Below are 23,641 nucleotides of genomic sequence, written 5' to 3'. Positions count from 1 at the left end.
GGTGACCGCCTCGGCGTCGGTGGCGCAGTATATGAACTATGCTGAGACGGATTGCAACACCGAAATTGAAGAAATTTTTTTAGCCGTCGATTTGTGGATTTCCTGTGAAATCAAAGCCGGAAAATCGCAGATTTCTGCCGCTTTTTCTACCCTTCACCTCTTGTGGCCGGCAGCCAAATCGCGTTAGACAGCGCAAAAGCTCTCAAAATTCTCAGGAAAACCCATGCCGGCGACACGCGACGACCTACTGGCCTATTTCGAGGAACTCGGGATCCCTGTCACGACGGTGGATCACGAGCCCGTCTTTACGGTTGCCGAGTCCGGCGACCTGCATGACCGCATTCCCGGTGGCCACACCAAGAACCTGTTCGTGAAGGACAAGAAGGGACGGCTGTTTCTGATCGTTGCCCTGCACGACGCGGAAATCGACCTGAAGAAAGTGCACCAGATCATCGGCGCTCAAGGGCGCGTATCTTTCGGCAATGCCGATCTTCTGATGGAGGTGCTGGGCGTGGAACCGGGTTCGGTGACCCCCTTCTCGCTGATCAACGACCGCGAAGCCCAAAGGGTCACGCCCGTGTTCGACGCAGCCATGATGCAACATGAAGTGCTGAATTATCACCCGTTGAAGAACAACGCGACGACGGCGATCTCCGCAGCCGACCTTCTGAAATTCGCTTCTGCTTGCGGCCACACGGCGCAGGTTCTGGCGGTCAGCGAAGAGGCCAAGGCAGCCGGCCTGTAACGGTCACCCACTTTCGGCAGGCGAAGGCGTTTGTATTTCGCGCGCAGTGGCTCCATGTTATGGGCCAAATCAACCCTTCAACGGCATTCACTTTGAGCCGGCAGGCCCCAGGCACCGGCAGGAAAATTCGAGGCGGCACATGAGCAACGGCAATTACAGCATCGGCGGCCAGGTCGGCGGCGGCTTTGGCGCCAGCATGGGTGGCGGTTATGGCGGCCAAATGGGTGGTGGCAGCATGGGCGGCGGCAACGGTGGTGGCGACACCCCTTCTGGCGACCTCATCTTCGACGTGACGACGCAGACCTTCATGGCCGATGTCATGGAAGCTTCCCGCCAGCAACCGGTTCTGGTTGATTTCTGGGCACCCTGGTGCGGTCCGTGCAAGCAGCTGACACCGATCATCGAAGCTGCGGTGAAAGCCGCTGGCGGCCGCGTAAAGCTGGCCAAGATGAACATTGACGACCATCCGGAAATTGCCGGCCAGATGGGTATCCAGTCGATCCCGGCCGTGGTGGCCTTCAAGGATGGCCAGCCGGTTGACGGGTTCATGGGCGCACAGCCGGAAAGCCAGATCCAGGCATTTATCGAGCGCGTTGCCGGCCCTGCCCCGGTCAGCCAGACCGACACCTTCCTGGAGCAGGGCGCAGAGCTTCTGCTGGCCAAGGATTATGGTCAGGCGGCCCAGCTTTTCGGCGCCGTGATGCAGATGGAACCGGACAACGTGACCGCGATTGCCGGCCTGGCACAGTGCTATATCGGTGCTGACGATCTGGAACGGGCCAAGCAGGCATTGGAACTGGTTCCGGAAGAAAAACACTCCGACGAAGCCTATGTGGCCGCCAAGGCCGCGGTGGAGCTGGCCGAACAGGCAGCATCCCTCGGCGACCTTGCCGAGCTTCAGGATCGCATTGCCAAGGATCCGCTTGATTTGCAGGCCCGCTTCGACCTGGCTCTTGGCCTCAATGGCAAGGGCAACAAGGAAGGCGCAGTCGACGAACTGATCGAGATCGTTCGCCGCGACCGCGAGTGGAACGAAGACGGCGCGCGCAAGCAGTTGCTGCAGTTCTTCGAAGCCTGGGGTTTCAAGGATCCGGCCAGCGCCTACGGCCGTCGCAAGCTTTCCTCCGTGCTGTTTTCTTGACGACCGCCGCAACTGACACACATTTAGGAAACAGCACGAAGCTGGCAGTCATGCTGCGATAACGAAAACAAAGAAGGCATTGGAATGCAGGCGGGAAATGCCATTTACGAGACCATCGCGGATCTGCCGCCGGTCCTGCCCGTGTTTCCGCTTGCCGGTGCTTTGCTGTTGCCCCGCACACAGCTGCCGCTGAACATCTTCGAGCAGCGCTATATCGACATGGTGGATGCCGCACTGGCCGGCAACCGCCTGATCGGCATGGTGCAGCCTTCTCCCGACCGTCATTCGGACGATCCGGACAATCCGGCTCTTGCCAGCGTCGGCTGCGTCGGAAGGCTCACCAGCTTTCAGGAAACCGGCGACGGGCGATACCTGATCACGCTGCAGGGCATCACCAGGTTTGCCGTTGGGCGCGAACTTGAGGACTACAGCAGGTTCCGCCAGATCGAGTGCGATTTCTCCGCCTTTGCACATGACCTCAAGTGCGGCCAGGGCGAGGAGGAAGTCGACCGGACAAGCCTTCTGAGAACCTTGCGCGACTATCTGGACGCCAACAACCTTGAAGCCGACTGGCAAAGCGTGTCGGAAGCCGAAACCGAGGTGCTGGTCAACGCCCTGTGCATGATGTGCCCTTACGGCCCGCAGGAAAAGCAGGCCCTTCTGGAAGCCCGCGACCTGAAGACCCGTGCCGAAACCCTGATTGCCATCACCGAAATGGACATTGCCCGCTCGCAGAATGACGGCGGCACCACCTTGCAGTGAGTGCTCCGAACATGGCGCTCCAACCTGAAAGACACTCCCAGATGACAGAACCGACTGAACGCCCGGTTGACCGCAAGCTGCTGGAACTGCTGGTCTGCCCCGTGACCAAGACCACGCTGGAATATGACGCGGACGCCAAGGAGCTGATTTCGCGCACCGCCAAGCTTGCCTACCCGATCCGCAACGGCATCCCGATCATGCTGCCCGATGAGGCGCGCAAGCTGGAAGGCTGAAGCCACCGGCCATCAAAAAACCCGGGCGATTGACCCCAGTCCCACACCTAATTGTGGGCGTAGCGTAAAAGATTAAGCCGACCCCCTTGGTCCAGCAGGGCTTTCAGGGTTCGGACATGCTTTGAAAATCTGAAACAAGTAGGAAACTGCGACTTGCCCGGCCCTGAAAACCGCCGTTCGTTGCACGGGAACCGGACATTCGTCGCGACGCGCACGAACGGCAGCAGAGCTGGACAAAGCGGACCTGGGGTCAGAACGCAAGCAAGCCTGATGTGAAGTCAACATAAGGGAACGACTGGGTTTACCACATTCCGGAGACAACTTTGTGTGGTCTTCCCATGCCAACTCAATCTTGAGTGTGTATGATTGCGCGCATCGTCAGCCAAAGGGGTTTTGATATGCGTCTGTATTCGGTTCCCGTGCTCGCTCTCGTTTTGATCCTTGGCCTAGCCCTGCCGCTCAGGGCGCAAAGCACCGATCCTTGTGCCGCTCCGCCAAGCGTGGATTCCACGTTCACCTGCCTTTTCAACATCTTCCCTCGCAGCCAAGGCAGTGCAGACAACCCCAGCATCGGCTGGGCGTTGGCGCAAGTGGTGGCCAAGAACGGCGGGGCAGGCCCTATTGCCTCCGATGGTCCCTTGGTCATTGTGAATGGCTACGGTGTATTTGTGTATGACGGCAAACAGGCCTCCGCTGGCAAGCTGCTGGACCATGTGCTCACCCGCAACGACCCGGCCACAGGTTTCGTGCAGGCGACGGCGTTGTCGCACATTGGCCCCGCCCTTGCCTATCTTGCGGCGCTGAAGGCGGACAACTCCCCGCTCTTTGACAAGCTGTTGTCGGACCTCGAGACCCGCATCGCCCATGCTGCATCGCAGCTGAAGCTTAACCCTGACTGGATCAGCAAGCTGGAGGCGCACTCCTGGAAGGAACGCCCGGACGAGATCAACGCCATGATGACCTATGGGATGTGGATGGCGCTGGATTATGTCCAACGAGTCCGTACCGGGAAGGTGAAGAATTTTGACGCCAGGTCGGTCGCGGAAGATTTCTACAATGGCGGTGACAAGCGCTATGAAGTGCCGTTCAACAACGTGATGATCGGCACCTTCATGCTGGCGGCACTCAACAGTGTCCAGGAGTTGCAAATGATGATCGCCAACAACTCCGACACAATCAACTGGGCTGACGCCCGTGTTGTGGTGCACATGCCCATCGGCACCAATTATGGGGCGGGGCTGACCTTGTCGACCAACCAGCTTGCGGCGGCCCTGCCTGTCTTGAGCGACGGCAAGATCGGGGCAGAGAACATCCTGATCATGCCCTATGCGGTGGCCCCCTGCACGAAGGTTTCGGTGATCACACAGTGCCCGCTTGAAGTGTTTACCAGTGATCTCAATGCCGCGACTTACGGTTTTTATTCCCAGACCGCTTGGCTGGGTGTCTACAATCGCACCCAGATCGCGCGGAATGCGTTCTACAACGTCGACGACATTGAAACCGTGTTATCGAAGCAAATCCCCGGAGATTACCCGTTGACCTCGGCGGATGACATCGATGCCTTCATGATGCGGCTCAAGTATTCGCTGATCAACGGTGACCAGCTGCTGTCAAACTCGGTTGGGTTCTGGCTGCCAGGCGCGCTGAAAGCCAACGGGTGGGACACCAGCACGCTGAAAATTCCCGGCGTGAACGCCGGGTTCCCGAAGGGTGTCAAGCGATACCCCAAGCCGAAAAGCTAGAGCATCCTGCGGTCAAGGGAACTGCGGTGAATGCCATAACCGCCATCGCTGCGGTCGCTTTGTATCGGTCTGCAGTACCGCGCAGACTGCGCCGCCGATCTTGATCCTCCAATTGCCGTACGGAGTGGTTTCAGCATGCTGGAACCGTGGACTAATAAAAGCCGAGGGCCTTGAATGGCGAGTGAGCGGACTTAGCTGCCATCTACATTGTCGCGGGCAACGTCCGCTTTCTCACTTCGACGAGGCTTGCTGGAACACCTCGTACTGCGCGTCGAATGCTCGCTTGTAGGCGGGTCGCTCTGCCGCACGCGCGATGTAATCCATAAAGATTGGATACTCTTCCAGTATTCCCGATCCCTCTAACCTGCGGATCGCGTGAACCATAAGGATATCGGCTGCGCTGAAAGGTCCGGCCAACCAGGTCGGCTCTCCCAAGGCGGCGGCGAGTTGATCCAGCCGTGTTCGGATGCGGTCATCGACCATGGCGAACCGTTCCGCTTGCCAACTCTTGTCGGCCTCGAAATACTTGACGTAGTCGCGCTCGATGATCGGAGGCTCAACCGTGTTCAGGGCAGCGAACATCCAGCTTATCGCCCGTGCGCGTCCTGCTCCATCGCCGGGCAGCAGGCCAGCGTGACGCTCCGCGATGTGGAACACGATGGCCCCAGATTCGAACAAAGCCACGTCACCGTCTTCATAGGTTGGTATCTGACCGAAGGGCTGGAGGGCGAGGTGCGCTGGCTGCTTCAATTCTTTGAAAGTCACCAGTCGCACATCATAGGACTGGCCGACTTCCTCAAGCGCCCAACGGACACGCATATCACGCGCAAGGCCGACACCTTTGTCGGGAGATGATTTGAATGCGGTGATGGTGGGCACGGGTTCTCCAACGCGAATTTTGGATGGGTGCGTTTAAGAAAAGTCTCTTACAAAGCTGACTTTGCTGCAAAATGCAGCATTGGTCAAAGCGGGCTCAAACCGGCCATGCCGCGGGGTGGAACAATCGACTTCACTGGCGCCGCTTACGGCCCTGAGCAGTCCTCCAACACCTATTGATTCAATGGCAGCTTTGCGCCCCCATTACTTTCGAAATGTGTACCCATTTCCAAACCGAACACCGCACTTTTCGGAATTGAATTCTTGAAGATCAGTTCATTTGCGGCGTGCAGACAGGGCAATCGCAACGCCTGAAACACAGATCAGCCCCATCCCGGCCAGGCTGAACACGCCAGGGACATCTCCGAAGAACAAGAATCCAAGTCCTCCCGCCCACACCAGATGGGCGTAGTTGACAGGCGCCAGAAGAGACGGCGGCGCTGCGCGATAGGCGGCTGTGAAGAGATAGTGACCCAGGGAATAGGCAACGCCCAGCCCAAGCATGACGACAAGATCGAAGGCAGCGATTGCAAGTCCGGACAATGAAGGGGCTGCCCACAAGCCAAAGACGACGGTGCCCACCCAAGCCGTATGGAACAACAGGGATATTGTGGTTTCCGTGCGCGAAAGCAAACGGGTTAGCAGGTGATAGGCTGTTGCAAGCCCAGCATTTATAAGGGCGAGGGTAACCCCAAACGCATCCAGACCACCTCCCGGCCTTACGATGATCAAGACGCCGGCAAAACCCAAGGCAGCCCAGATCCAGTTCCCGCGCCGGACAGGCTCGCCCAGAAATGGCGCGGAAAGAAGCATCACGACAAAGGGCGATAGGTAAATTATGGCGATGGTTTCACCGACGGGCATCAGGCGAAGGGCCAAGGCGAGCGTGAGGGAAGCAAGGGCCAGGCAACCACCCCTGCCTATGACAAGCCAGACACGGTTGGTTGCCCAAAGGCGGGCGCCCAGCTTCGGATAAACGAAAGCCAGCAAAAGCGCCGTGTTCAGCGCGTAGCGCACTGCCAGAATGACTTCGACGGGATAGCGGCCAGCAAGATATTTGGTGCTGACGTCTCCGAGCGCAAAGGAGAAGGTCGCTGCCAGTACCAATGCGATCCCGGCAAGTGCCGCACGGAGTGGAAGACCGGGTTCCTCCAAAGTGTTCACTGGCCCGAAAGCTTCAGGAAGGCTTCGGGGTAACGGTCGCCTTGCGCCTGGAAACCAGCAGAGAGTTGATCGACTTCCTCGAAATCATCGCTGGAGAGTTCAACGTCCAACGCGCCCAAATTTTCCTCCAACCGGCTGACACGGCGCGTCCCGAAGAGAGGCACGATCCACGGCCTCTTGGCCAGCATCCAGGCAAGTGCCAATTGCGCCGTCGAGATGCCGACACGTGTTGCAATCCCGGTCAGGCCTTCGACCAGCGAAGCATTTGCAGCCCGGGCCTCAGGATCAAATCGCGGGATGTTGCTCCGGAAATCCGCGCCATCGAGCTTCGTATCCTGGTCGATCTTGCCCGTCAGAAAACCCTTTCCAAGAGGACTGAAGGGAACGAGCCCGATCCCCAGGTCTTCGAGCACCTGGAAAACGTCCTGCTCCAGATCCCGAGTCCAAAGCGAATATTCGCTTTGCAGCGCCGAGACGGGAAAGACCGCATGTGCACGATGGATGGAGGCTGGCCCCGCTTCGGACAAGCCGAAATAGCGTACCTTGCCGGCTGCGGCGAGATCGGCGACCGTACCGGCAACATCTTCCATGGGCACGTTTGGGTCGACCCGGTGCTGGTAGATGAGATCGATGACATCGACGCCAAGCCGCTTCAGAGAGCCGTCAACCGCATTCCGGATCTGCTCCGGCCGGCTGTTTACGCCGCCCTTGTGCCGCCCGGTCTTTTGATCGATGTCCCAGCCGAACTTCGTGGCTATCTGGACCCTGCCGCGAAGCGGGCGAAGTGCCTCTCCCACGATTTCCTCGTTTGTCCACGGACCGTAGGACTCGGCGGTGTCAATCAGGGTGATGCCCCGGTCTACTGCCGCTCTGAGGAGCTCTATCAGGCCCTGGCGGTCGCGCAGTTCGCCATACCCCATGGCGCCGAGTGCCAGCGCGGAAACCTCAAGCCCTTCGGAACCAATCTTGCGTATGAGCATTTTTCCCTCCGATGATCGACACGGTATCATCTGCAGTTTAAATCGATAATGGGCATAATCTCGATTAGACTGATACTGGAATCGAATGAATGAGGCGCAATCACCTGGCTGACCTGAATGTCTTTCTGGAAGTGGTCGAACAGGGCGGCTTCACCAGGGCAGCGGCACGGCTTGGCACTTCTCAATCGGCCGTCAGCAATTCGGTGAAGCGGCTGGAGGCTGCACTGGGCCTGCGCTTGCTGAATCGGACCACCAGAAAAGTATCTCTGACGCAGGCGGGAGAGCGGCTCGCGGATGGCCTTGCGGTGCCGCTTGAGGAAATTGACGACCAGATTGCCGCCTTGAGCTCGCTCCGCGAGGAACCTTCCGGCCTGATCCGGATCGCAGCGCCTGCCCTGGCGGCGGAAACAATTCTTTGGCCCAGACTTTCGCCGCTTCTCGTCCAACATCCTGACCTGCGGATCGAATTGATTGTCGAAAGCCGTTTGACGGATATCGTGGCGGAACGTTTCGATGCGGGAGTGCGGCTTGGCGAAAGCATCGACCGGGACATGATCGCGGTGCGCATCGGTCCGGATCTTCGCATGGCACTCGTCTGCTCTCCATCCTATCTGGATGCCGTCTCGCCCCCGGAACATCCGCGGGATCTCGTGGAACACAATTGCATCAACCTCCGGCTCGAAACGCTCGGTGGATATTATGTCTGGGAATTCGAAAAGGAGGGGCGTGCGCTGAATGTGAGGGTCGATGGCCGAACAGCTTTCAACACGCCACGTTTATGCTGTGCCGCAGCCGTTGCCGGACAAGGATTCACTCTGTTGCCTGAAGACCACGTTCAGGAAGACATCGCCTCGGGCAGGTTGGTTCGTTTGTTTGAAGACTGGTGTTCGCCCTTTGCCGGCTACCACCTCTATTTTCCAAACCGGCGACAATCCTCCGCAGCGCTGCAATCCGTCGTAAAAACACTTCGGCTGCGTTGAGAGTCTGAATCGAAAAAGGGCGATGAGATTGTCGCGAGCCTCATGTGGCAAAAGCAATCCCTTGTTCGAACGACCACGATAACGCTCTCATCGAGTAAAGTAGCCAGTGTTCTTCCAGCCAAATTCCGGTCGTTCGACCACGCCGCAGCGAATGACAGCTCCCCGCCCTTAAAAGTCGTTGAGTGCAAAGCACCGAAGGTCTTGAACGGGCTCCAGGCAGACCTTCGCCGCAGACTGATCGAACGTCCCGTTGGGCCGGGAAGCGCCTGCGAGCCAATCTGGCGCGAATGTCTGCTTCGCTAAACGCTGGAGCCGTTTTACTTGCAACCACACTTAGGCTTAGAGGCCCGGCGATTGACCCGGGCTTTTTTATAACCTGTTGCGACCCGCCATCCCGATGCAAATGTGCGTGAAGCACTTGGGACGAAGAGGCCGGAGCAACCTATTGAAGCCCGGCACACCGGCCCGGGCCCTTCATGGTGAGGGCGTCAGTAGCCTCGGAACATCGGCAGGATGTTCAGGATGATCAGCTGGCGGACAAAGATGATCGCCAGCAGCAGGATCACCGGAGAGATGTCGACACCACCGAGATCGGGCAGGAACCGGCGGATCGGCCGGAGCGCGGGCTCCGTCAGATTGTAGAGAACCCGGCCAATGGAATTGATGATCTGATTGCTCGAATTGACGATGTTGAAGGCATAGAGCCAGGAGAAGATCGCGCTGGCGATGATCACATACGTGTAGAGTTCAAGGGCGAGCAGTATCACGTTGAAGAGTGCGGTCATGGTCCGGTCCGTTGCCGTTCGAAATCTGGTCTTGCCCTCATGTAGCTTCCTGACAGCCCTGCTGCAAGACGGCAGCGTCACCGACATTTGATTGTGCTTAAGCTTCGCACCAGCAACAGGGCGGTGCGGAAATGCAACAGTCCGGCAAAACCCTCTCAGCTTAGGGTTTGTGTAAGCCCTTCTCGTGCTATCTTCCTGCCAACGGAATTCCTTGTCGGATGGGGTTGAATGTTCAAGTTGATGACGCGCGCCGCGCTGGCGCTTGCTCTAAGCGCTGTGTCTGGAGCCGCTCTGGCGCAGAGTGGAGACCTGTCTGAGCAGGATGCGAACCGCCAGTTCGTGGTTGACCTCGGTGTCGGCGCCATTGTCCAGCCGCGTTACGAGGCTGCAGACTCCTATCTGGTCTACCCCTTCCCGATCGTTTCGGTCGGCCGCTTCTACTTCCCGGGCCTTGGCCAGGTTGTCGACGGCCGCCGCAAGTCCGGTGTGTTCTTCTACCCGTCGTTCAACTTCATCGGCGAACGCAAGGCCAGCGACAGCACCGATCTGACCGGCACCAACACCATCGACTGGGCGCTTGAACTCGGTCTCGGCGGTGGTTTCCGCACCGAGCATTTCCGCGCTTTCGCCGAACTGCGTCAGGGCATCAACGGGCACACGGGCCAGGTTGGTCAGCTCGGCCTCGACGGCATCGTCTATCCCGCTGAAAAGTGGGAAGTCAGCTTCGGTCCGCGTGCGGGCTTTGCCTCTGACGAATACATGGACACCTATTTCGGCGTGAGCTCGACCGAAGCAGCCAACAGTGGTGGCCGCCTGACGAAGTTCAACCCGAGCGCCGGCTTCAAGAGCGTCGGCCTGGCAGCCCGTGCCAGCTACGATTTCAACGACGACGTCCGCCTGCACCTGCAAGGTGGCTATGACCGGCTGGTTGGCGACGCAGCGGACAGCCCGATCGCCAAGAACGGCAGCGAAAACCAGTTCAGCATCGGTGCCGGCGTCACCTACCGTTTCGCCTTCGACCTGTTCTAGGAAACCCGTTTCCGCAATGTTCAAGATGCTGCCGCACCACGTGTGGCAGCATTTTTTGTTTCCGGTCGACCGACACGCCGGTTGATCCGCCTGTTCGGGACATACATCCCGGGAGCGCATGGAAGTTGTTCAGATCAAGTCGGCTTGACCTGTCCTGCAGGCACGATCATTGCGCAACCCGTGCACGCGTTTCGGCAAAGCCGGAACGCTCACTTCGCGAAGTGGCAAGTCGGATGGACGGAGAACCGCTCGGACGCACCTAGTAGGCGCAGGGGACGAGCTTGATGCCGTTCGGCAGCTTCGTGTTCTCGTCGCCGCAGGCACCGAGGATGCGGCTGGGGTCGAGATTATAGGCACCCGACAGATCCGCCCCGGCGAGACGGGTACGGCGCAGAAGAGCGCCATCGAAATCAACACCCTTCAGATTTGCGCCCGTCAGGTCCGAACTGACCAGCCGCACGCCTGTGAAATCCGCCCCGGAAAAATTGGCGTTATGAGCCTTGACCCTGTCGAGCTTGGCCTGGCGCATGCGGGCATCCTGGAAGTTGGCGCCATTCAGGTCCACGCGCTCAAGGTTGGCATCATCCATCTTGGCACCCTTGAAGGAAGCCGCGTCCGCAATCGACCGGGTCAACAGGACATTGCGCATGTCCGCGCCGTCGAAAACGGCTCCATTTGCCTCAACCGTGTTCAGGTCCGCGTCCCGAAGGTCCGCATCCTGGAAATTCGATTTGTTCAGATTGGCTTTTTCAAGATCGACGGAGCGCATGTTCGCACCGGAAAAATCGCTACCGGAGAAATCCGCCCGCTCGGCTTCCGTCCGCCGGAAATCGGAGCCCTTGAAGTTCGCGTCTTTCAACAGGGCTTCCTTGAGGTCGACTTCCCGCAGATTGGCACGGCCGAAATCACCGTTTTCAAGAACTAGACCACGAAGTTCCGCCAGCCGAAGATCGCAACCGGGGCAACCGCCCTTTTCCTTGATCTCGGCCATGCGCTCTTCGTCACTGCCAGCCTGTGCTCCACCGGCTGCCACCAGCAGGGCCATGGCGCCAACGCAGCCTGCAAGAACCCGGGTCACCCTGTTTTTCATCGCGAATCCCTTTGCCAATCTCCACCTAAAGATAGGTCGCACTTGTGGCGGTTGAAGGACTGTATCCGATCAGAAGATTGAAAAAGTGAGAAAATGAGGCAGATCCGCTTCACATCGTGGCGATCCTTTGCCGCAGGGCGGCATCATCGCCGGGAAGCAAGGGAGGGAGGGAAGAAGCAGGCGGGGTCGCGAGTGCCCACTCCTTCCGTCCATCTAAGCGCTGACGACGCACTACCTGACAATCAGCGTGCCAATCAAAACGCAAAAGCCTTGCCAATTTGTTTTCAAAGCCATTCAAACCAGATCTGGTTCCGTTCAAACCGCCTGACACAAGATGCTGATTCCGTTTAGACTTTCTTCACATCTGCTGCATTGCAAATTGCAACGCCACCTGCAAACACGGCTAACAAAAGGTTAAGAAATTGAGCCGGACGCCCGTCAGGAAATCTCTTCCTTGACGTCGATGGTCGAGCGCTTGCCGATGTCGTCATAGTGCCGCTCGAGCCATTCCTGCGCGGTCTTGCGCCCAAGGTCCTTGAGATCGGTGAGAAACGCCCATTCGGCATTGAGTTTCGACGAGGCCTGCAGCGGCTTCAGCTCCCCGGCGGAGATCCTGTGCATGTTGACCTTCATGTATTCCTCGCTCGACAGCTTGCCTTCCTCGATCAGGCGCGTGACGAAGTCGATGGCCCGGAGCTCGCGAAGGAGAGTGGAATTGAAGGTGATCTCGTTGAGCCGGTTGACGATCTCCCGCGCGGTCTTCGGCACCTTGCGCCGTTCGATCGGGTTGATCTGGATGAGCATCACATCCGGCGTGTCGGTGTCGTAGAACAGCGGATAGAGCGGCGGATTGCCCATGTAGCCGCCATCCCAATAAGGCTCGCCCTCGATTTCCACCGCCTGGAACACCTGCGGCAGACACGCGGATGCCATCACTGCATCCAGCGTGACTTCCTTTTCACTGAACACCCGGATCTTGCCGGTGAAGACGTTAGTTGCCGAAACGAAGATTTTCATGTGTTCGCATTGGTGAACACGGTCGAAATCGACGGTTTTTTCCAGGACATCGCGCAGCGGATTGGCGTTGAGCGGATTGAATTCGTAAGGCGACGCAAACCGCGTCAGAACATCGAAGAACAGATAGCTGGGGGAATGATCAAGGCTCCACTCCCCCAGGAACACGTCCAGCGGCGAACGCTGGATCGGGCTGTATTTGGCCTGTCGGCTGACCTCGTACCAAAAAGCTTCAAGACGCTCTCTCGCACCGTCTTCGCCGCCGTCCTGCATGCCGCCAGCAAGCACCACCGCATTCATGGCACCGGCCGACGTGCCGCTGATGGCGTCGATCTTCAGCCGCTTGTCTTCCAGGAACCAGTCCAGAACGCCCCAGGTGAAGGCGCCGTGGGCGCCGCCACCTTGAAGGGCAAGGTTGATCTTCTTAGGCGCGGCCATGACGGCTCCCTCGTTCTGGTGGTTCGGCGATGGTCGCGGGCAGGCATCAGCCCGCACCGCGAGCAGCGTGGATCAGTGTGCGGTCCAGCCGCCATCGATGGGCAGGATCGAGCCGGTGATCGATGATGCCGTATCGGAGCACAGGAACACCGCATAGCCCGCCACCTGTTCAATGGTCACGAACTGCTTCGTCGGCTGCGCGGCCAGCATGACGTCGTTCTTGACCTGCTCTTCGGTCATGTTGCGCGCCTTCATTGTGTCGGGGATCTGCGCTTCCACCAGCGGTGTCCAGACATAGCCCGGGCAGATGGCGTTGACGGTGATGCCCTGCTGGGCAACTTCCAGCGCCACGGTCTTGGTGAGACCGGCAATGCCGTGCTTGGCGGCCACATAGGCGGACTTGTAGGGCGAGGCGACCAGCGCGTGGGCGGAAGCCGTGTTGATGATCCGTCCCCAGCCCTTGGACTTCATGCCGGGCAACGCGGCGCGGATCGCATGGAAGGCGGACGTCAGGTTGATGGCGATGATGGCATCCCACTTATCGACCGGGAATTCGTCGACCGGCGACACGAACTGGATGCCGGCATTGTTGACCAGGATATCGACACCGCCAAATTCCTTTTCCGCATCGGCGATCATGCCGGCGATCTCGTCGCCTTTCAGCATGTTTGCCGGCGAATAGGTGCAGCGCACCCCGAAATCCGCCTCGATGGCGGCCCGGGTCTTTTCGATCTCATCGGCATCACCCAACCCGTTGATCACGACATTGGCGCCTTTTTCCGCGAAGGCGCGGGCGCAGCCGAGCCCGATGCCCGAAGTGGATCCGGTGATGACGGCGGTTTTGTTGGCAAGCATTTGGGATCTCCCTTGATCGGCGGATCATCGGCCGGGAGTGTCCGGCCATCCGGAAACGGATCGTTGAAAGGCTTGGCCTCGTTCTGCCTTCCACGAAAGGCAACAAGGCGTCAGAAAAGAAAATTTCAGGCACACATTCGACCAGTTATCGCCGCACTGCAACATCGGAATGATGAAATTTGATCCATGTTGCCTTCATCAGCGCCGGTTCATGCGCTGCGCCCCTTCAAGCGCCTTGCGTGCACGGGCCCTGGCGGCATCCCGCGTTTCCTCCACTTTGGAAAGATCTTCCTGTCGAAGTCCGAGTTGCGCGGCAAAGCGTTCGCGGATCAGGCCGTAGAAGGTCGCGTGCAGGCTGGCAAACGCCCAGACCAGGATCAGCATGGTGCCCATCGGAAAGACCGCCGAACGGATCTGCTGCCACAAGACGCTGGCAGGCATCAATCCATCGCTAACGCCAAGAACGACCGCCCAGATGCCGACCAGGAAACCTGCAAGCAGGCTCATCACCAGCGCCGCAAAGGCCATGGCCCAGCCAAGCCCGGACGTTGCCCGCCAGCTTTCCTTGAGCGTCAGCGGATCGTCCACCGCCGATGCCGGCAGCACGACGGAAAAGCGTTGCACCACCATCAGTGCAACGAACGGTGCCAGAAACAGGAGCAGCAGTCCGATGCCCGCCGTGACCGCGGCCAGCAGCAGGGAAACAATCACCAGCGGTATCAGTGACAGGGCGCCGATCAGGCTGAGGACGATCTGGTTGAGAATGACGCGTATGTTGCGCGCCCCGAAGGTGACCGGAAAATCCCGCGCGTCGATCAAGATGCGCCGCACATAGGCAATGGCGATGGAAAAGCCGACCAGCAGGTTGGCAATGGCTGCCAGCGCCCTGAGCGCGCCTTCATCGGCAGCGGCCACCGGCTCGGTCATGTAGGAAACGGTCTTGAAGCCGCTTTCCGGCATCAGCGATCCGCCAATGGCGAAATTCAGGGCGACCAGAAGCAGGATATAGGCCCAGCCGGTTTTCAGAAGCGTCCCGAAATTATGCTGCGCCAACGACAGCGAACGTTCCAGAACGGTGAAAAACATGGTCTGCTCCGGTTGCTTGCAACGGCCGCAGGATACGCGATTCAGGCCGACGCACCAGCCCTGCCGACCACTCCATGGGCGCCGCTCCGAGCCCTGTTAGCTCATCATCCAGACACACGCGACGTTTCTGCGGCGTCGGGCGTTCTCAGCGCTGAGATTTTATAGGCAGCGGATACGACAGCCACCGTAAAGAGCACAAGACCAGCCAACAGCGACGACTTGGCGATCAGAAAAGCGACCAAGACCGGAAATCCATACTCGGATTTATCAATGAATTGAAACACTTCCACATAATACAATCCTGGAAAGAATCCAAAAACGAGCCAGTAAGGCATTGCCAATACACAGATTGCGAGCGTCATCGGCCAGCCGAATCCTGCCCCCTGACGCCAAAATGAACCCGATTGCTGCTCGGCACTCCAAACGAATGCGGGCATGACGAATGCGAGCCGCAGCAAGATTGGCGATACTAAAAGCAAGACCAAACCCAAAAAAATCACAGGAAAAACAAATCCCATGAACTGGATGCCTCCCAAATCATAGTAAGGAAGCAAGATGGCCACTGCTATTACTGAACCCGCACCGCAGGCCAAAAAACCTGCAACACTGTTTGAAACATGCCTTGGTGCTACTTTCCGGAACCAGGCGTATTGAAGCGCTGCAAGAACAATGCAGCAGCCAACAAAAAAGGAAGCGTCGAAATAGTTTTAGAATATAATTGGTTCAATGCTTTGCGTTGCAACGGAAAAATATTCATATTCATTTCTTTGAAAGCCAAATAGCGAAAGCAAAAGAACAAAAACAAGAGAGAAGAGCTTATTCCTGGCAATTAAAAAAACTGCGCCTTGAAAAACATCTTTGATCATTTTGAGCCCCGGAATTGGATAAACCTAATCAATGACCTGACTCTGCGAAATTCTGGAGCATAAGCGGCCGTCGGCAATTCAAGCCGCCTCAGCCGGCCGCTCCATCGCGATCCGGTAACCTGCCGTCAGGATCGAGATTCCCAGCACGGTAACGATGATCTGCACCAGCACGTTGAGCACGAGGATCTTCATCTGGATGAGGGCTGCCGGCAGGCCGCCGGACAGAAGACCAAGAAGATACTGCAGCCCCTCGCCAACGACGACAAACGGCAGGATCAGGATAAGTGCGGCCAGGAACATCGGCATGCCGAGGCCCTTTCCGAACTGAAGCATCTGACTGAAGCCGAGCGGTCGCTCAACGGCAACGGCCGGCAGGCTGAGGTTCAGGCGGAACAGGAACGGGGCGAGAATGAATATCGCGACGATCCACAAAACCACCGTCATGGCGGTGCTTTTGAACAGGCTCGACAGCACACCGATCACCAGCCCCGCGGGCAGCACGACAACGACCGCGGCCAGCGACAACAAAAGCATTTGCCCGATGAAACGGAACTCGACAGCGCCAACGCGAAAGTGCAGCGGTCCGGGCCGCTCGTTCAACAGACCGAACCGGTGCCAGGCGACCGAAATGGAAGCGGACGACAGCAGGGCAATCACCATGGTCGTTACCAGCAGTAGGACCGTCGTTCCGGAAATATCTTCCGGCGCGGTCGCCTCATCGATCTGCGCGCCATTTGCCAGAATGAAGAGAGACAGCACAAACTGCAGGAGAAACCAGCCACCACAAACCTTGAACACGGTTTCCAGATTGCCAAAGACAATGGAAACAGAGTCCGACAGCAACCGTTTCAACATGCAGCACCCTCCACAACAAGACGGCCGACGGTTAGGGCCGGCCCATGCAAGCTCATAGCGGGCTGAAAACCATGTGGCAACGTCCGCGAGCCTGAAGATCGACCTGCCTTTGCCGCGGCTCTGCCATTGCCCTTTTTTGCCGCACGCCCTAATCATGCGCTGGAAAGTCGGCCCCAGTTCCCTCATATGAGGGGCAAACGCTCAAAACCCGTTGGTTCCTGTGATGATCGATGATTTCGCGAAAGCCCTGCCCCGCCGCTCCTCCGTCGGTGTGAAGGTCGGCAATGTGATGGTTGGCGGCGATGCACCCATCGTGGTGCAATCCATGACCAATACAGACACGGCGGATGCCGATGCAACCGTCGCGCAGGTGGCCGCGCTCGCCCGCGCCGGCTCTGAAATCGTCCGCATCACCGTGGACCGTGCGGAAGCGGCCGCCCAGGTGCCGCGGATCAAGGAACGGCTGGAGCGGATCGGCATCACGGTGCCGCTGGTCGGCGACTTCCACTACATCGGCCACAAGCTGCTGACCGACTATCCCGACTGCGCCGCAGCACTCGACAAGTACCGCATTAACCCGGGCAACGTCGGCTTCAAGGCCAAGCGCGACACGCAATTCTCGCAGATCATCGATATTGCGCAGAAGCACGACAAGGCCGTCCGGATCGGCGTCAACTGGGGCTCTCTCGACCAGGAACTTCTGACGAAGCTGATGGACGAGAATGCCGAAAGTGCAAATCCGGTTTCAGCAGCGGCTGTCATGCGCGAAGCGATCATCCAGTCCGGGCTTCTGTCCGCCGAACGCGCCGAAGGCCTCGGCATGGGCCGTGACAAGATCATTCTCTCGGCCAAGGTCAGCCAGGTGCAGGACCTGATCGCCGTTTATGCCGATCTCGCCCGTCGCTGCGACTATGCCCTGCATCTCGGCCTCACCGAAGCCGGCATGGGCACCAAGGGCATCGTTTCCTCCGCCGCTTCCATGGGCATTCTCCTGCAGCAGGGCATTGGCGACACTATCCGCGTGTCGCTGACGCCGGAACCCGGCGGCGACCGCACCCGCGAGGTGCAGGTGGCGCAGGAGCTTTTGCAGGTGATGGGCTTCCGCGCCTTCGTGCCGGTGGTGGCCGCCTGCCCGGGCTGTGGCCGCACAACGTCCACCGTCTTCCAGGAACTGGCCCAGGACATCCAGGATCACATCCGCGTTTCCATGCCCAAGTGGCGCGAACAATATCCGGGCGTTGAAAGCCTCAACGTGGCCGTGATGGGCTGCATCGTCAACGGCCCGGGCGAATCCAAGCATGCCGACATCGGCATTTCCCTGCCCGGCACCGGAGAAACACCGTCAGCCCCTGTCTTTATCGACGGCGAGAAGGTCATGACCCTGCGTGGTCCCGGCATTGCCGACGAGTTCAAGCAGATGGTTCTGGACTATATCGAAAAGCGCTACGGCACCGGCAGCAAGTCGTCTTCCGACGCTGCCTGACCCCGGAAGGAACACCATCCCATGATGCAGCCGGGCGCCCCCGAGCCACAGAAAAAGCCGGTTCTGGTGATCACCTCCCAGGTGGTCCGTGGCGGTATCAGCGGTCGCGGTCTGACCTTCGCGCTGGAACGGATCGGCCACGATGTCTGGTTTCTGCCGACCATCCTGCTGCCCTGGCATCCCGGACAGGGCAAGGGCACTCGCATCGTTGCCCCTGCAGCAGACTTCACCGCCATTGTTGAGGATCTTGCCGCATCCCCGAAACTGGCCGAAGTCGGCGCGGTGATTTCCGGCTATCTCGGCAATCCGGAACAGGCGGCTGCCATCGCGTCACTTGTGAAGGCGCTCAAGACCCACAATCCGGATGCGCCATACCTGTGCGATCCGGTCATGGGCGACCAGCACGACGGCAGCGGCAATCTTTATGTGCCCACGGCAACGGCCGAGGCAATCCGAGACCAGCTGGTGCCCCTGGCCGATGTCGTCACGCCCAACGCCTTTGAACTCGGCTGGCTGACGGGCCGCGAGATCGACAGCGAAATGCAGGCTCTCGCCGCCGCCCGGGTTCTCGGCAACGAGCGCGTGATGGTGACCTCTTCGCCAGCCCTGCGCCGCAATGCCATTGCCAACCTTCTGGCAGGCCCGCGTGGCGCCGTTGCAGCCGAACATGCTTCCATCGCCAATCCGCCGCACGGCACCGGAGACCTGATCGCAGGCCTGTTCCTGGCCAATCTTCTGGCCGGTCAAAACGACGAGGAAGCCCTGAAACGTGCGTCAGCCTCTGTTTTTGAACTGGTTGCCCGTAGCGTGCGCAAGGGCGCGGACGAATTGCTGTTCGCCGAGGAACAGAACTCCGTGGTGAGGGCCATGGCTCTCGTCACCTCGCGCCGGGTTCTGGAAGCAAAGGCCCGTGCCTGACAAGGCAGGCACAAGGGTTGCCGGTGTCGACGGCTGCAAGGCCGGCTGGGTTGCGGTCATCCGCAATCTGGAAGACCCCGCCGATCTGGATCTGATCGTCTTTCCGACCTTCGCGGATATTGTCGGACACACCCCGCATCTTGCCATTGTCGCTGTCGACATGCCCATAGGCTTTCCGGATCGCATCGGCCCTGGCGGTCGCGGCCCGGAAAAGGCTGCTCGCAAGCACCTTGGCATGCGCCAATCCTCGGTGTTTTCTGTGCCCGCCCGCCCCGCCGTTTATGAAGACGATTACCTGAAGGCCTGCAACACGGCACTCGCCACGTCCGACCCGCCGAAAAAAGTCTCCAAGCAGTGTTTCTTCCTTTTCCCGAAAATGCGGGAAATCGACGCCCTGATGTCACCGGAGCTGGAGACATGCGTCCACGAGGTACACCCGGAACTTGCCTTCTGGCGCCTCAACGACGACGCGGAAATGAGCCTGCCCAAGAAGGTCAAGAGCCGCGCCAACCCGGCAGGCCTCGACCAGCGGCGGGACCTTCTCGTCTCCAAGGGGTTGCCCGGAGAGTTTCTTGACCAGAGCCCCCCGCGCGGCTGCGGACGCGACGACCTTCTGGATGCCGCCGCCAACAGCCTGATTGCCGAGCGGATCTTTCGGGGAGAAGCGGAACCGTTTCCGAAGGACTTCCGCCGCGATGAGCGCGGCCTGAGGATGGCGATCTGGGCGTAATGCGCTCGCGTTGTCCATTTTCCTGCTTTTCCTGAAAATCCTTCAAGGCATGCCCCACCCTTCCCTTTTCGCCAAAACCTGCTAAAACGCGCGCCGTTCCCCAAAAGGGAACCACCGGTCGCAGCCTACCCGGTGCCAGCGAAAACAAGGGACCACATCGTTGAAAACACTTGTCATCTGTTCCGGCGGAATGGATTCCGTCACCCTTGCGCACAAGGTTGCGCGGGAACACGAGCTGATCGGCCTCGTATCTTTCGACTATGGCCAGCGCCACAAGAAGGAGCTGGACTACGCGAAGGCCTGTGCCGATGAGCTGAACACCGAGCATATCCTGATCGACATTTCCAATATCGGCCGCCAGCTGACCGGCTCGGCGTTGACCGACGATCTGGACGTGCCGGACGGGCATTATGCCGAAGAAACCATGAAGATCACCGTTGTGCCGAACCGCAACGCGATCATGCTTTCCATTGCCTTCGGCATTGCCAGCGCGCGCGGTGCCGAAGCGGTCGCGACCGCCGTTCATGGCGGCGACCACTTCATCTATCCGGACTGCCGTCCGGCCTTCACCGAAAGCTTCGAGACCATGCAGCGCCACGCGCTGGAAGGCATGGGTGAGATCAGCCTCTTCACGCCTTACGTCCACACCTCCAAGGCGGACATCGCCGCCGAGGGACTGAGGCTTGGCGTCGACTATCGCAAGACATGGTCCTGCTACAAGGGCGGCGAGGTTCACTGCGGGCGCTGCGGCACCTGCGTGGAACGACGCGAAGCCTTTCACCTGGCCGGTGGCATCGACCCGACGGTCTACGCAGACGAAGCGTTCTGGAAGGAGGCGTGCAATGTTTAGGATCACCAAGGAATTCCACTTCTCCGCCAGCCACCAGATCCTTGGCCTGGGAGAAGACCACCCCTGCGCCCGCCTGCATGGCCACAACTATGTGGTCGAGGTGGAGCTGATGTCGGAAGAGCTGAACGGCATCGGCTTCGTGCGCGATTACCGCGAACTGTCCGAATTCAAGCGCTTCATCGACGACACGCTCGACCACCGGCACCTGAATGACGTGCTGGGCGATGATTGCGTGACCGCCGAGACCATGGCGCGCTATTTCTACAACTGGTGCCGCCAGCGCTGGCCGGAAACCTCGGCCGTTCGCGTGAAGGAAACGCCGAAGACCTGCGCCGAATTCCGTCCCCTCGTCTATCCGGGGGCGCGTGCGGCATGAGTATCGAACAGATCCGGGTCAGCGAAATATTTGGCCCCACCATTCAGGGCGAAGGCGCCCTGATTGGCCAACCCACCGTGTTCGTGCGCACCGGCGGCTGCGATTACCGCTGCTCCTGGTGCGACACGCTGCATGCGGTCGACAGCGCTCATCGGGACGAATGGTGCCCGATGACGCCTGAGGCCATCCTGATGCAGGTCGAGATCCTGTCCGGCGGCAATCCGCTGACAGTGTCGCTTTCCGGCGGCAATCCGGCGATCCAGCCGCTTGGTGGCCTGATCGAGCTCGGCCGGAAAGAGGGCTACCGTTTCGCGCTGGAAACGCAGGGCAGCCTCGCCAAGGACTGGTTTGCCGAACTCGACGTCCTGACGCTGAGCCCGAAACCGCCTTCCTCGGGCATGACCACCGACTGGCAGCGCCTGGCGGAATGCGTTGAGGCCGCAGGGTCGGAGACCCAGACCGTCCTGAAGGTCGTTGTCTTCGACGAGGCGGACTATGCGTTCGCGCGGGACGTTTCCGACCGCTACCCGCACCTCAGCTGCTTCCTGCAGCCGGGCAACCACACCCCGCCGGCGGCAGCCGACACCGATGCCACCATCGACATGGCCGGCATCATGGAGCGCATGCGCTGGCTTGTGGACCGGGTTACCTCCGACAGATGGTACGCAGCCACCGTCCTGCCGCAGCTTCACACGATGATCTGGGGCAATTTGCGCGGGGTTTAGGAACCGGCCTTCCCGGCGTCAACCCGGCCAAGCGTAGCGCGAGCCGGGACCGGGAAGCCAACGGTGTCGCGAGCAGAACCGACAGGCCTTCGCCTCTCCGATCCCGGATCTTCGTCCGGGATGACGACGGAGAGGAAGCTTTTCAAAACCGCTCCCTCATCCTGAGGAGAGACGCTCCAGCGGCGTCCCGAAGGATGGGCGGCACGCACAGAACAAGCGGCCCATCCTTCGAGACTGACCTGACGGTCCTCCTCAGGATCAGGGCACAGAGAAGCGAAAACCCAAATTCTGGGTCTTTGCGAGTTCATTCAAGAACACGGAGCCCATCCACCGACAGCGCAAAAGCGTGTCTCCGGAACAGGCTCAAAATCAGGAGACAGTCATGTCCGACAAGAGCATCTACGAGAACCTGACCCAGCTCGGGTCTTCCACCGAACTTCCCGATGATCCCGACAAGGCGGTTCTGGAAAAAGTGCCGAACCCGCAGGCTGGCACGGGCTACATGGTCCGCTTCGTCGCCCCGGAATTCACCTCGCTGTGCCCGATCACCGGCGCGCCGGACTTCGCTCATCTGGTGATCGACTATGTGCCGCGCGATTACCTGGTCGAGAGCAAGTCGCTGAAACTGTTCCTCGGTTCCTTCCGCAATCACGGCGCCTTCCACGAAGACTGCACGGTTTCCATCGGCAAGCGCCTGGTCGACCTGCTCGATCCGGAGTGGCTTCGCATCGGCGGCTATTGGTATCCGCGCGGCGGCATCCCGATCGACGTCTTCTACCAGACCGGCCCAGCGCCGGACGGCGTCTGGATCCCCGACCAGGGCGTCGCCCCCTATCGCGGACGCGGCTAAGGCTAACGGGCTACCTTCGCGGATACGACGATCCCGAAGTCCGGGCAGGAATTCGGCACCATCGATCAACGCCAGGCCGCACCCCACCCGGAAGTGTCACCCCGGGCGAGCATCGTGAGACCCGGGGCCCACTCATTTCCAGAGCCTCAAGACTTGCACAAGGCTCAAAGCGACTGCCTGAACGCAATAGAGATTTCCGAGCTCGCCGTGATGGGGATTGGATCCCGGGTCAAGCCCGGGATGACATCTGAGGGTGGGGCGAGCCTCGCTTGCCATCCGCTTACCAGAAACACCTGTTGTTCCCCGCAAGAGACCGCGCAATCGGTACACCCGCCGTCCGCCCCGCGATCCTTCCGACTGGCTGGCTGCCTTACTGCGGCACCGGCAGGTTCAGGCCAGGGGCTTTTTCGATCACCTGAGTGGTGACCATCTCGAAAGACGGGGCCTTGCTGTCGTAGATCGCCTTGACGATGAAATTGTCACTGCGGCGAACATAGTAGGTGTAGCGGTTTTCCGTGACCATGCCCTGGCTGACGGTGATATCCGCTGCCACCACTTCCACGGCCTCACCCTCCAGCTCTTCCTCGCTGCAGGCCGCGTTGCGGATGCTGGCTGCGTTCGTTTCCTTGTCGGCACGTGCCTGATCCGCGTTCTGGCCGGTGTCCATCTCGCGGATCTTTTCCCAAGTCGATCCCTGGTCCGCGGATTGATAGAGCACGTTGCCGTAGCCAAGCACCCACGGGCCTTCCGGTGAGGTCGGCACGGTCAGATAGTGATCCTGCGACAGGTAGAAAAAGTCATTGGTGGTCGGCGGCGCGCCCTTGAAGGCGGTGGTCACCTGGGTCTTGGTCGGCGTCGTCTGATCGAGTTGCAGATAGAGTTCCGTGAAACGATCCTGACACGGGTCAGCCAGTGCGCTCTGCATAGAGCCGGCAAGAAGAAAAAGAACTGCGGGCACGCGGTATTTCATGAAAGCCCCCATGGAAATGAATTTAAGAAATCGGCCGAAATCACCGGCCATTCTCATGGAACACTTTTTCCTGCCGCCAAACAATCACCTCGTTGGCT

At 59.5% G+C, this 23,641-nt stretch carries 25 protein-coding genes; 14 read left to right on the top strand and 11 right to left on the bottom strand.

Going from position 1 to position 23,641, the window contains the following annotated elements; all coding sequences use genetic code 11:
* Nucleotides 1–223: 223 nt before the first annotated feature.
* The 5 genes from B0E33_RS13890 to B0E33_RS13870 all read left to right on the top strand — a co-directional run bounded on the left by B0E33_RS13890 (nt 224) and on the right by B0E33_RS13870 (nt 4,623).
* The gene (locus B0E33_RS13890; protein ID WP_023002782.1) at nt 224–745 is read left to right on the top strand and encodes a prolyl-tRNA synthetase associated domain-containing protein; all 522 of its coding nucleotides are present in this window, start codon (nt 224–226) and stop codon (nt 743–745) included.
* 139 nt (nt 746–884) lie between these two features.
* The gene (gene trxA / locus B0E33_RS13885; RefSeq protein ID WP_023002781.1) at nt 885–1,886 is read left to right on the top strand and encodes a thioredoxin; all 1,002 of its coding nucleotides are present in this window, start codon (nt 885–887) and stop codon (nt 1,884–1,886) included.
* Between the two features lie 84 nt (nt 1,887–1,970).
* Complete coding sequence (locus B0E33_RS13880; protein WP_023002780.1) at nt 1,971–2,648, top strand: LON peptidase substrate-binding domain-containing protein; 678 nt, start codon at nt 1,971–1,973, stop codon at nt 2,646–2,648.
* Between the two features lie 41 nt (nt 2,649–2,689).
* Nucleotides 2,690–2,881 (top strand): Trm112 family protein, encoded by a 192-nt coding sequence (locus tag B0E33_RS13875; RefSeq protein WP_031270137.1) that lies wholly within the window; start codon nt 2,690–2,692, stop codon nt 2,879–2,881.
* Between the two features lie 362 nt (nt 2,882–3,243).
* Nucleotides 3,244–4,623, top strand: a complete 1,380-nt coding sequence (locus B0E33_RS13870; protein WP_077291514.1) for a DUF5624 domain-containing protein — start codon at nt 3,244–3,246, stop codon at nt 4,621–4,623.
* A 231-nt stretch (nt 4,624–4,854) separates the two neighbouring features.
* Here the strand turns inward: B0E33_RS13870 and B0E33_RS13865 are convergent, their stop codons facing one another.
* The 3 genes from B0E33_RS13865 to B0E33_RS13855 form a co-directional block, all read right to left on the bottom strand.
* Nucleotides 4,855–5,442, bottom strand: a complete 588-nt coding sequence (locus B0E33_RS13865) for a glutathione S-transferase family protein (protein ID WP_077293309.1) — start codon at nt 5,440–5,442, stop codon at nt 4,855–4,857.
* A 333-nt stretch (nt 5,443–5,775) separates the two neighbouring features.
* A complete protein-coding gene (locus tag B0E33_RS13860; RefSeq protein WP_077291513.1) occupies nt 5,776–6,663 on the bottom strand; it encodes a DMT family transporter in 888 nt (295 codons plus the stop codon).
* The gene (locus B0E33_RS13855; RefSeq protein ID WP_062486536.1) at nt 6,660–7,643 is read right to left on the bottom strand and encodes an aldo/keto reductase; all 984 of its coding nucleotides are present in this window, start codon (nt 7,641–7,643) and stop codon (nt 6,660–6,662) included. The genes B0E33_RS13860 and B0E33_RS13855 overlap by 4 nt, the downstream gene beginning before the upstream one ends.
* 89 nt (nt 7,644–7,732) lie before the next feature.
* Between B0E33_RS13855 and B0E33_RS13850 the strand changes: the two genes are divergently transcribed.
* On the top strand, nt 7,733–8,623 hold the full coding sequence (locus tag B0E33_RS13850) for a LysR family transcriptional regulator (protein WP_062486532.1): 891 nt from the start codon (nt 7,733–7,735) through the stop codon (nt 8,621–8,623).
* Nucleotides 8,624–9,111: 488 nt separating this feature from the next.
* Here the strand turns inward: B0E33_RS13850 and B0E33_RS13845 are convergent, their stop codons facing one another.
* Nucleotides 9,112–9,408 (bottom strand): YggT family protein, encoded by a 297-nt coding sequence (locus B0E33_RS13845; RefSeq protein ID WP_023002770.1) that lies wholly within the window; start codon nt 9,406–9,408, stop codon nt 9,112–9,114.
* Between the two features lie 228 nt (nt 9,409–9,636).
* Here B0E33_RS13845 and B0E33_RS13840 point away from each other — a divergent pair, with 228 nt between their 5' ends.
* Nucleotides 9,637–10,437: a MipA/OmpV family protein gene (locus tag B0E33_RS13840; protein WP_023002769.1), complete on the top strand. Its 801-nt coding sequence runs from the start codon at nt 9,637–9,639 to the stop codon at nt 10,435–10,437.
* A gap of 259 nt (nt 10,438–10,696) precedes the next feature.
* Here B0E33_RS13840 and B0E33_RS13835 read toward each other — a convergent pair whose 3' ends face one another.
* The 6 genes from B0E33_RS13835 to B0E33_RS13810 all read right to left on the bottom strand — a co-directional run bounded on the left by B0E33_RS13835 (nt 10,697) and on the right by B0E33_RS13810 (nt 16,641).
* Nucleotides 10,697–11,527: a pentapeptide repeat-containing protein gene (locus B0E33_RS13835; protein ID WP_075284116.1), complete on the bottom strand. Its 831-nt coding sequence runs from the start codon at nt 11,525–11,527 to the stop codon at nt 10,697–10,699.
* Between the two features lie 438 nt (nt 11,528–11,965).
* The gene (locus B0E33_RS13830) at nt 11,966–12,979 is read right to left on the bottom strand and encodes a patatin-like phospholipase family protein (RefSeq protein WP_031270129.1); all 1,014 of its coding nucleotides are present in this window, start codon (nt 12,977–12,979) and stop codon (nt 11,966–11,968) included.
* A 72-nt stretch (nt 12,980–13,051) separates the two neighbouring features.
* Nucleotides 13,052–13,834, bottom strand: coding sequence for a 3-hydroxybutyrate dehydrogenase (locus tag B0E33_RS13825; protein ID WP_023002766.1), 783 nt, complete (start codon nt 13,832–13,834; stop codon nt 13,052–13,054).
* Nucleotides 13,835–14,032: 198 nt separating this feature from the next.
* Entirely contained in the window at nt 14,033–14,920 is an 888-nt protein-coding gene (locus B0E33_RS13820) for a 4-hydroxy-3-methylbut-2-en-1-yl diphosphate synthase (RefSeq protein ID WP_077291512.1), read from the bottom strand.
* 104 nt (nt 14,921–15,024) lie between these two features.
* Nucleotides 15,025–15,438, bottom strand: coding sequence for a hypothetical protein (locus B0E33_RS13815; protein WP_156912403.1), 414 nt, complete (start codon nt 15,436–15,438; stop codon nt 15,025–15,027).
* 426 nt (nt 15,439–15,864) lie between these two features.
* Nucleotides 15,865–16,641, bottom strand: a complete 777-nt coding sequence (locus B0E33_RS13810) for a hypothetical protein (protein ID WP_077291510.1) — start codon at nt 16,639–16,641, stop codon at nt 15,865–15,867.
* 223 nt (nt 16,642–16,864) lie between these two features.
* Between B0E33_RS13810 and ispG the strand changes: the two genes are divergently transcribed.
* The 7 genes from ispG to queF all read left to right on the top strand — a co-directional run bounded on the left by ispG (nt 16,865) and on the right by queF (nt 22,573).
* Complete coding sequence (ispG, locus tag B0E33_RS13805; RefSeq protein WP_075284112.1) at nt 16,865–18,124, top strand: flavodoxin-dependent (E)-4-hydroxy-3-methylbut-2-enyl-diphosphate synthase; 1,260 nt, start codon at nt 16,865–16,867, stop codon at nt 18,122–18,124.
* Between the two features lie 21 nt (nt 18,125–18,145).
* Nucleotides 18,146–19,042, top strand: coding sequence for a pyridoxal kinase (gene pdxY, locus B0E33_RS13800; RefSeq protein ID WP_077291509.1), 897 nt, complete (start codon nt 18,146–18,148; stop codon nt 19,040–19,042).
* Nucleotides 19,035–19,772, top strand: coding sequence for a DUF429 domain-containing protein (locus tag B0E33_RS13795; protein ID WP_077291508.1), 738 nt, complete (start codon nt 19,035–19,037; stop codon nt 19,770–19,772). Before pdxY ends, B0E33_RS13795 begins: the two co-directional genes overlap by 8 nt.
* A 160-nt stretch (nt 19,773–19,932) precedes the next feature.
* Complete coding sequence (gene queC / locus B0E33_RS13790) at nt 19,933–20,622, top strand: 7-cyano-7-deazaguanine synthase QueC (protein WP_077291507.1); 690 nt, start codon at nt 19,933–19,935, stop codon at nt 20,620–20,622.
* On the top strand, nt 20,615–20,998 hold the full coding sequence (queD, locus tag B0E33_RS13785) for a 6-carboxytetrahydropterin synthase QueD (RefSeq protein ID WP_023002759.1): 384 nt from the start codon (nt 20,615–20,617) through the stop codon (nt 20,996–20,998). Before queC ends, queD begins: the two co-directional genes overlap by 8 nt.
* Nucleotides 20,995–21,723: a 7-carboxy-7-deazaguanine synthase QueE gene (queE, locus tag B0E33_RS13780; RefSeq protein WP_077291506.1), complete on the top strand. Its 729-nt coding sequence runs from the start codon at nt 20,995–20,997 to the stop codon at nt 21,721–21,723. Before queD ends, queE begins: the two co-directional genes overlap by 4 nt.
* A 382-nt stretch (nt 21,724–22,105) precedes the next feature.
* On the top strand, nt 22,106–22,573 hold the full coding sequence (gene queF / locus B0E33_RS13775; RefSeq protein WP_077291505.1) for a preQ(1) synthase: 468 nt from the start codon (nt 22,106–22,108) through the stop codon (nt 22,571–22,573).
* A 370-nt stretch (nt 22,574–22,943) separates the two neighbouring features.
* Here queF and B0E33_RS13770 read toward each other — a convergent pair whose 3' ends face one another.
* Nucleotides 22,944–23,600 carry a hypothetical protein gene (locus tag B0E33_RS13770; RefSeq protein ID WP_167579542.1) on the bottom strand — a complete coding sequence of 219 codons (657 nt, stop codon included), beginning with the start codon at nt 23,598–23,600 and terminating at the stop codon, nt 22,944–22,946.
* Nucleotides 23,601–23,641: the final 41 nt, after the last annotated feature.

The organism is Roseibium algicola (assembly GCF_001999245.1).
In the GTDB taxonomy this organism is placed as follows: domain Bacteria; phylum Pseudomonadota; class Alphaproteobacteria; order Rhizobiales; family Stappiaceae; genus Roseibium; species Roseibium algicola.
This window is presented reverse-complemented; position numbering and strand designations above follow the sequence as displayed.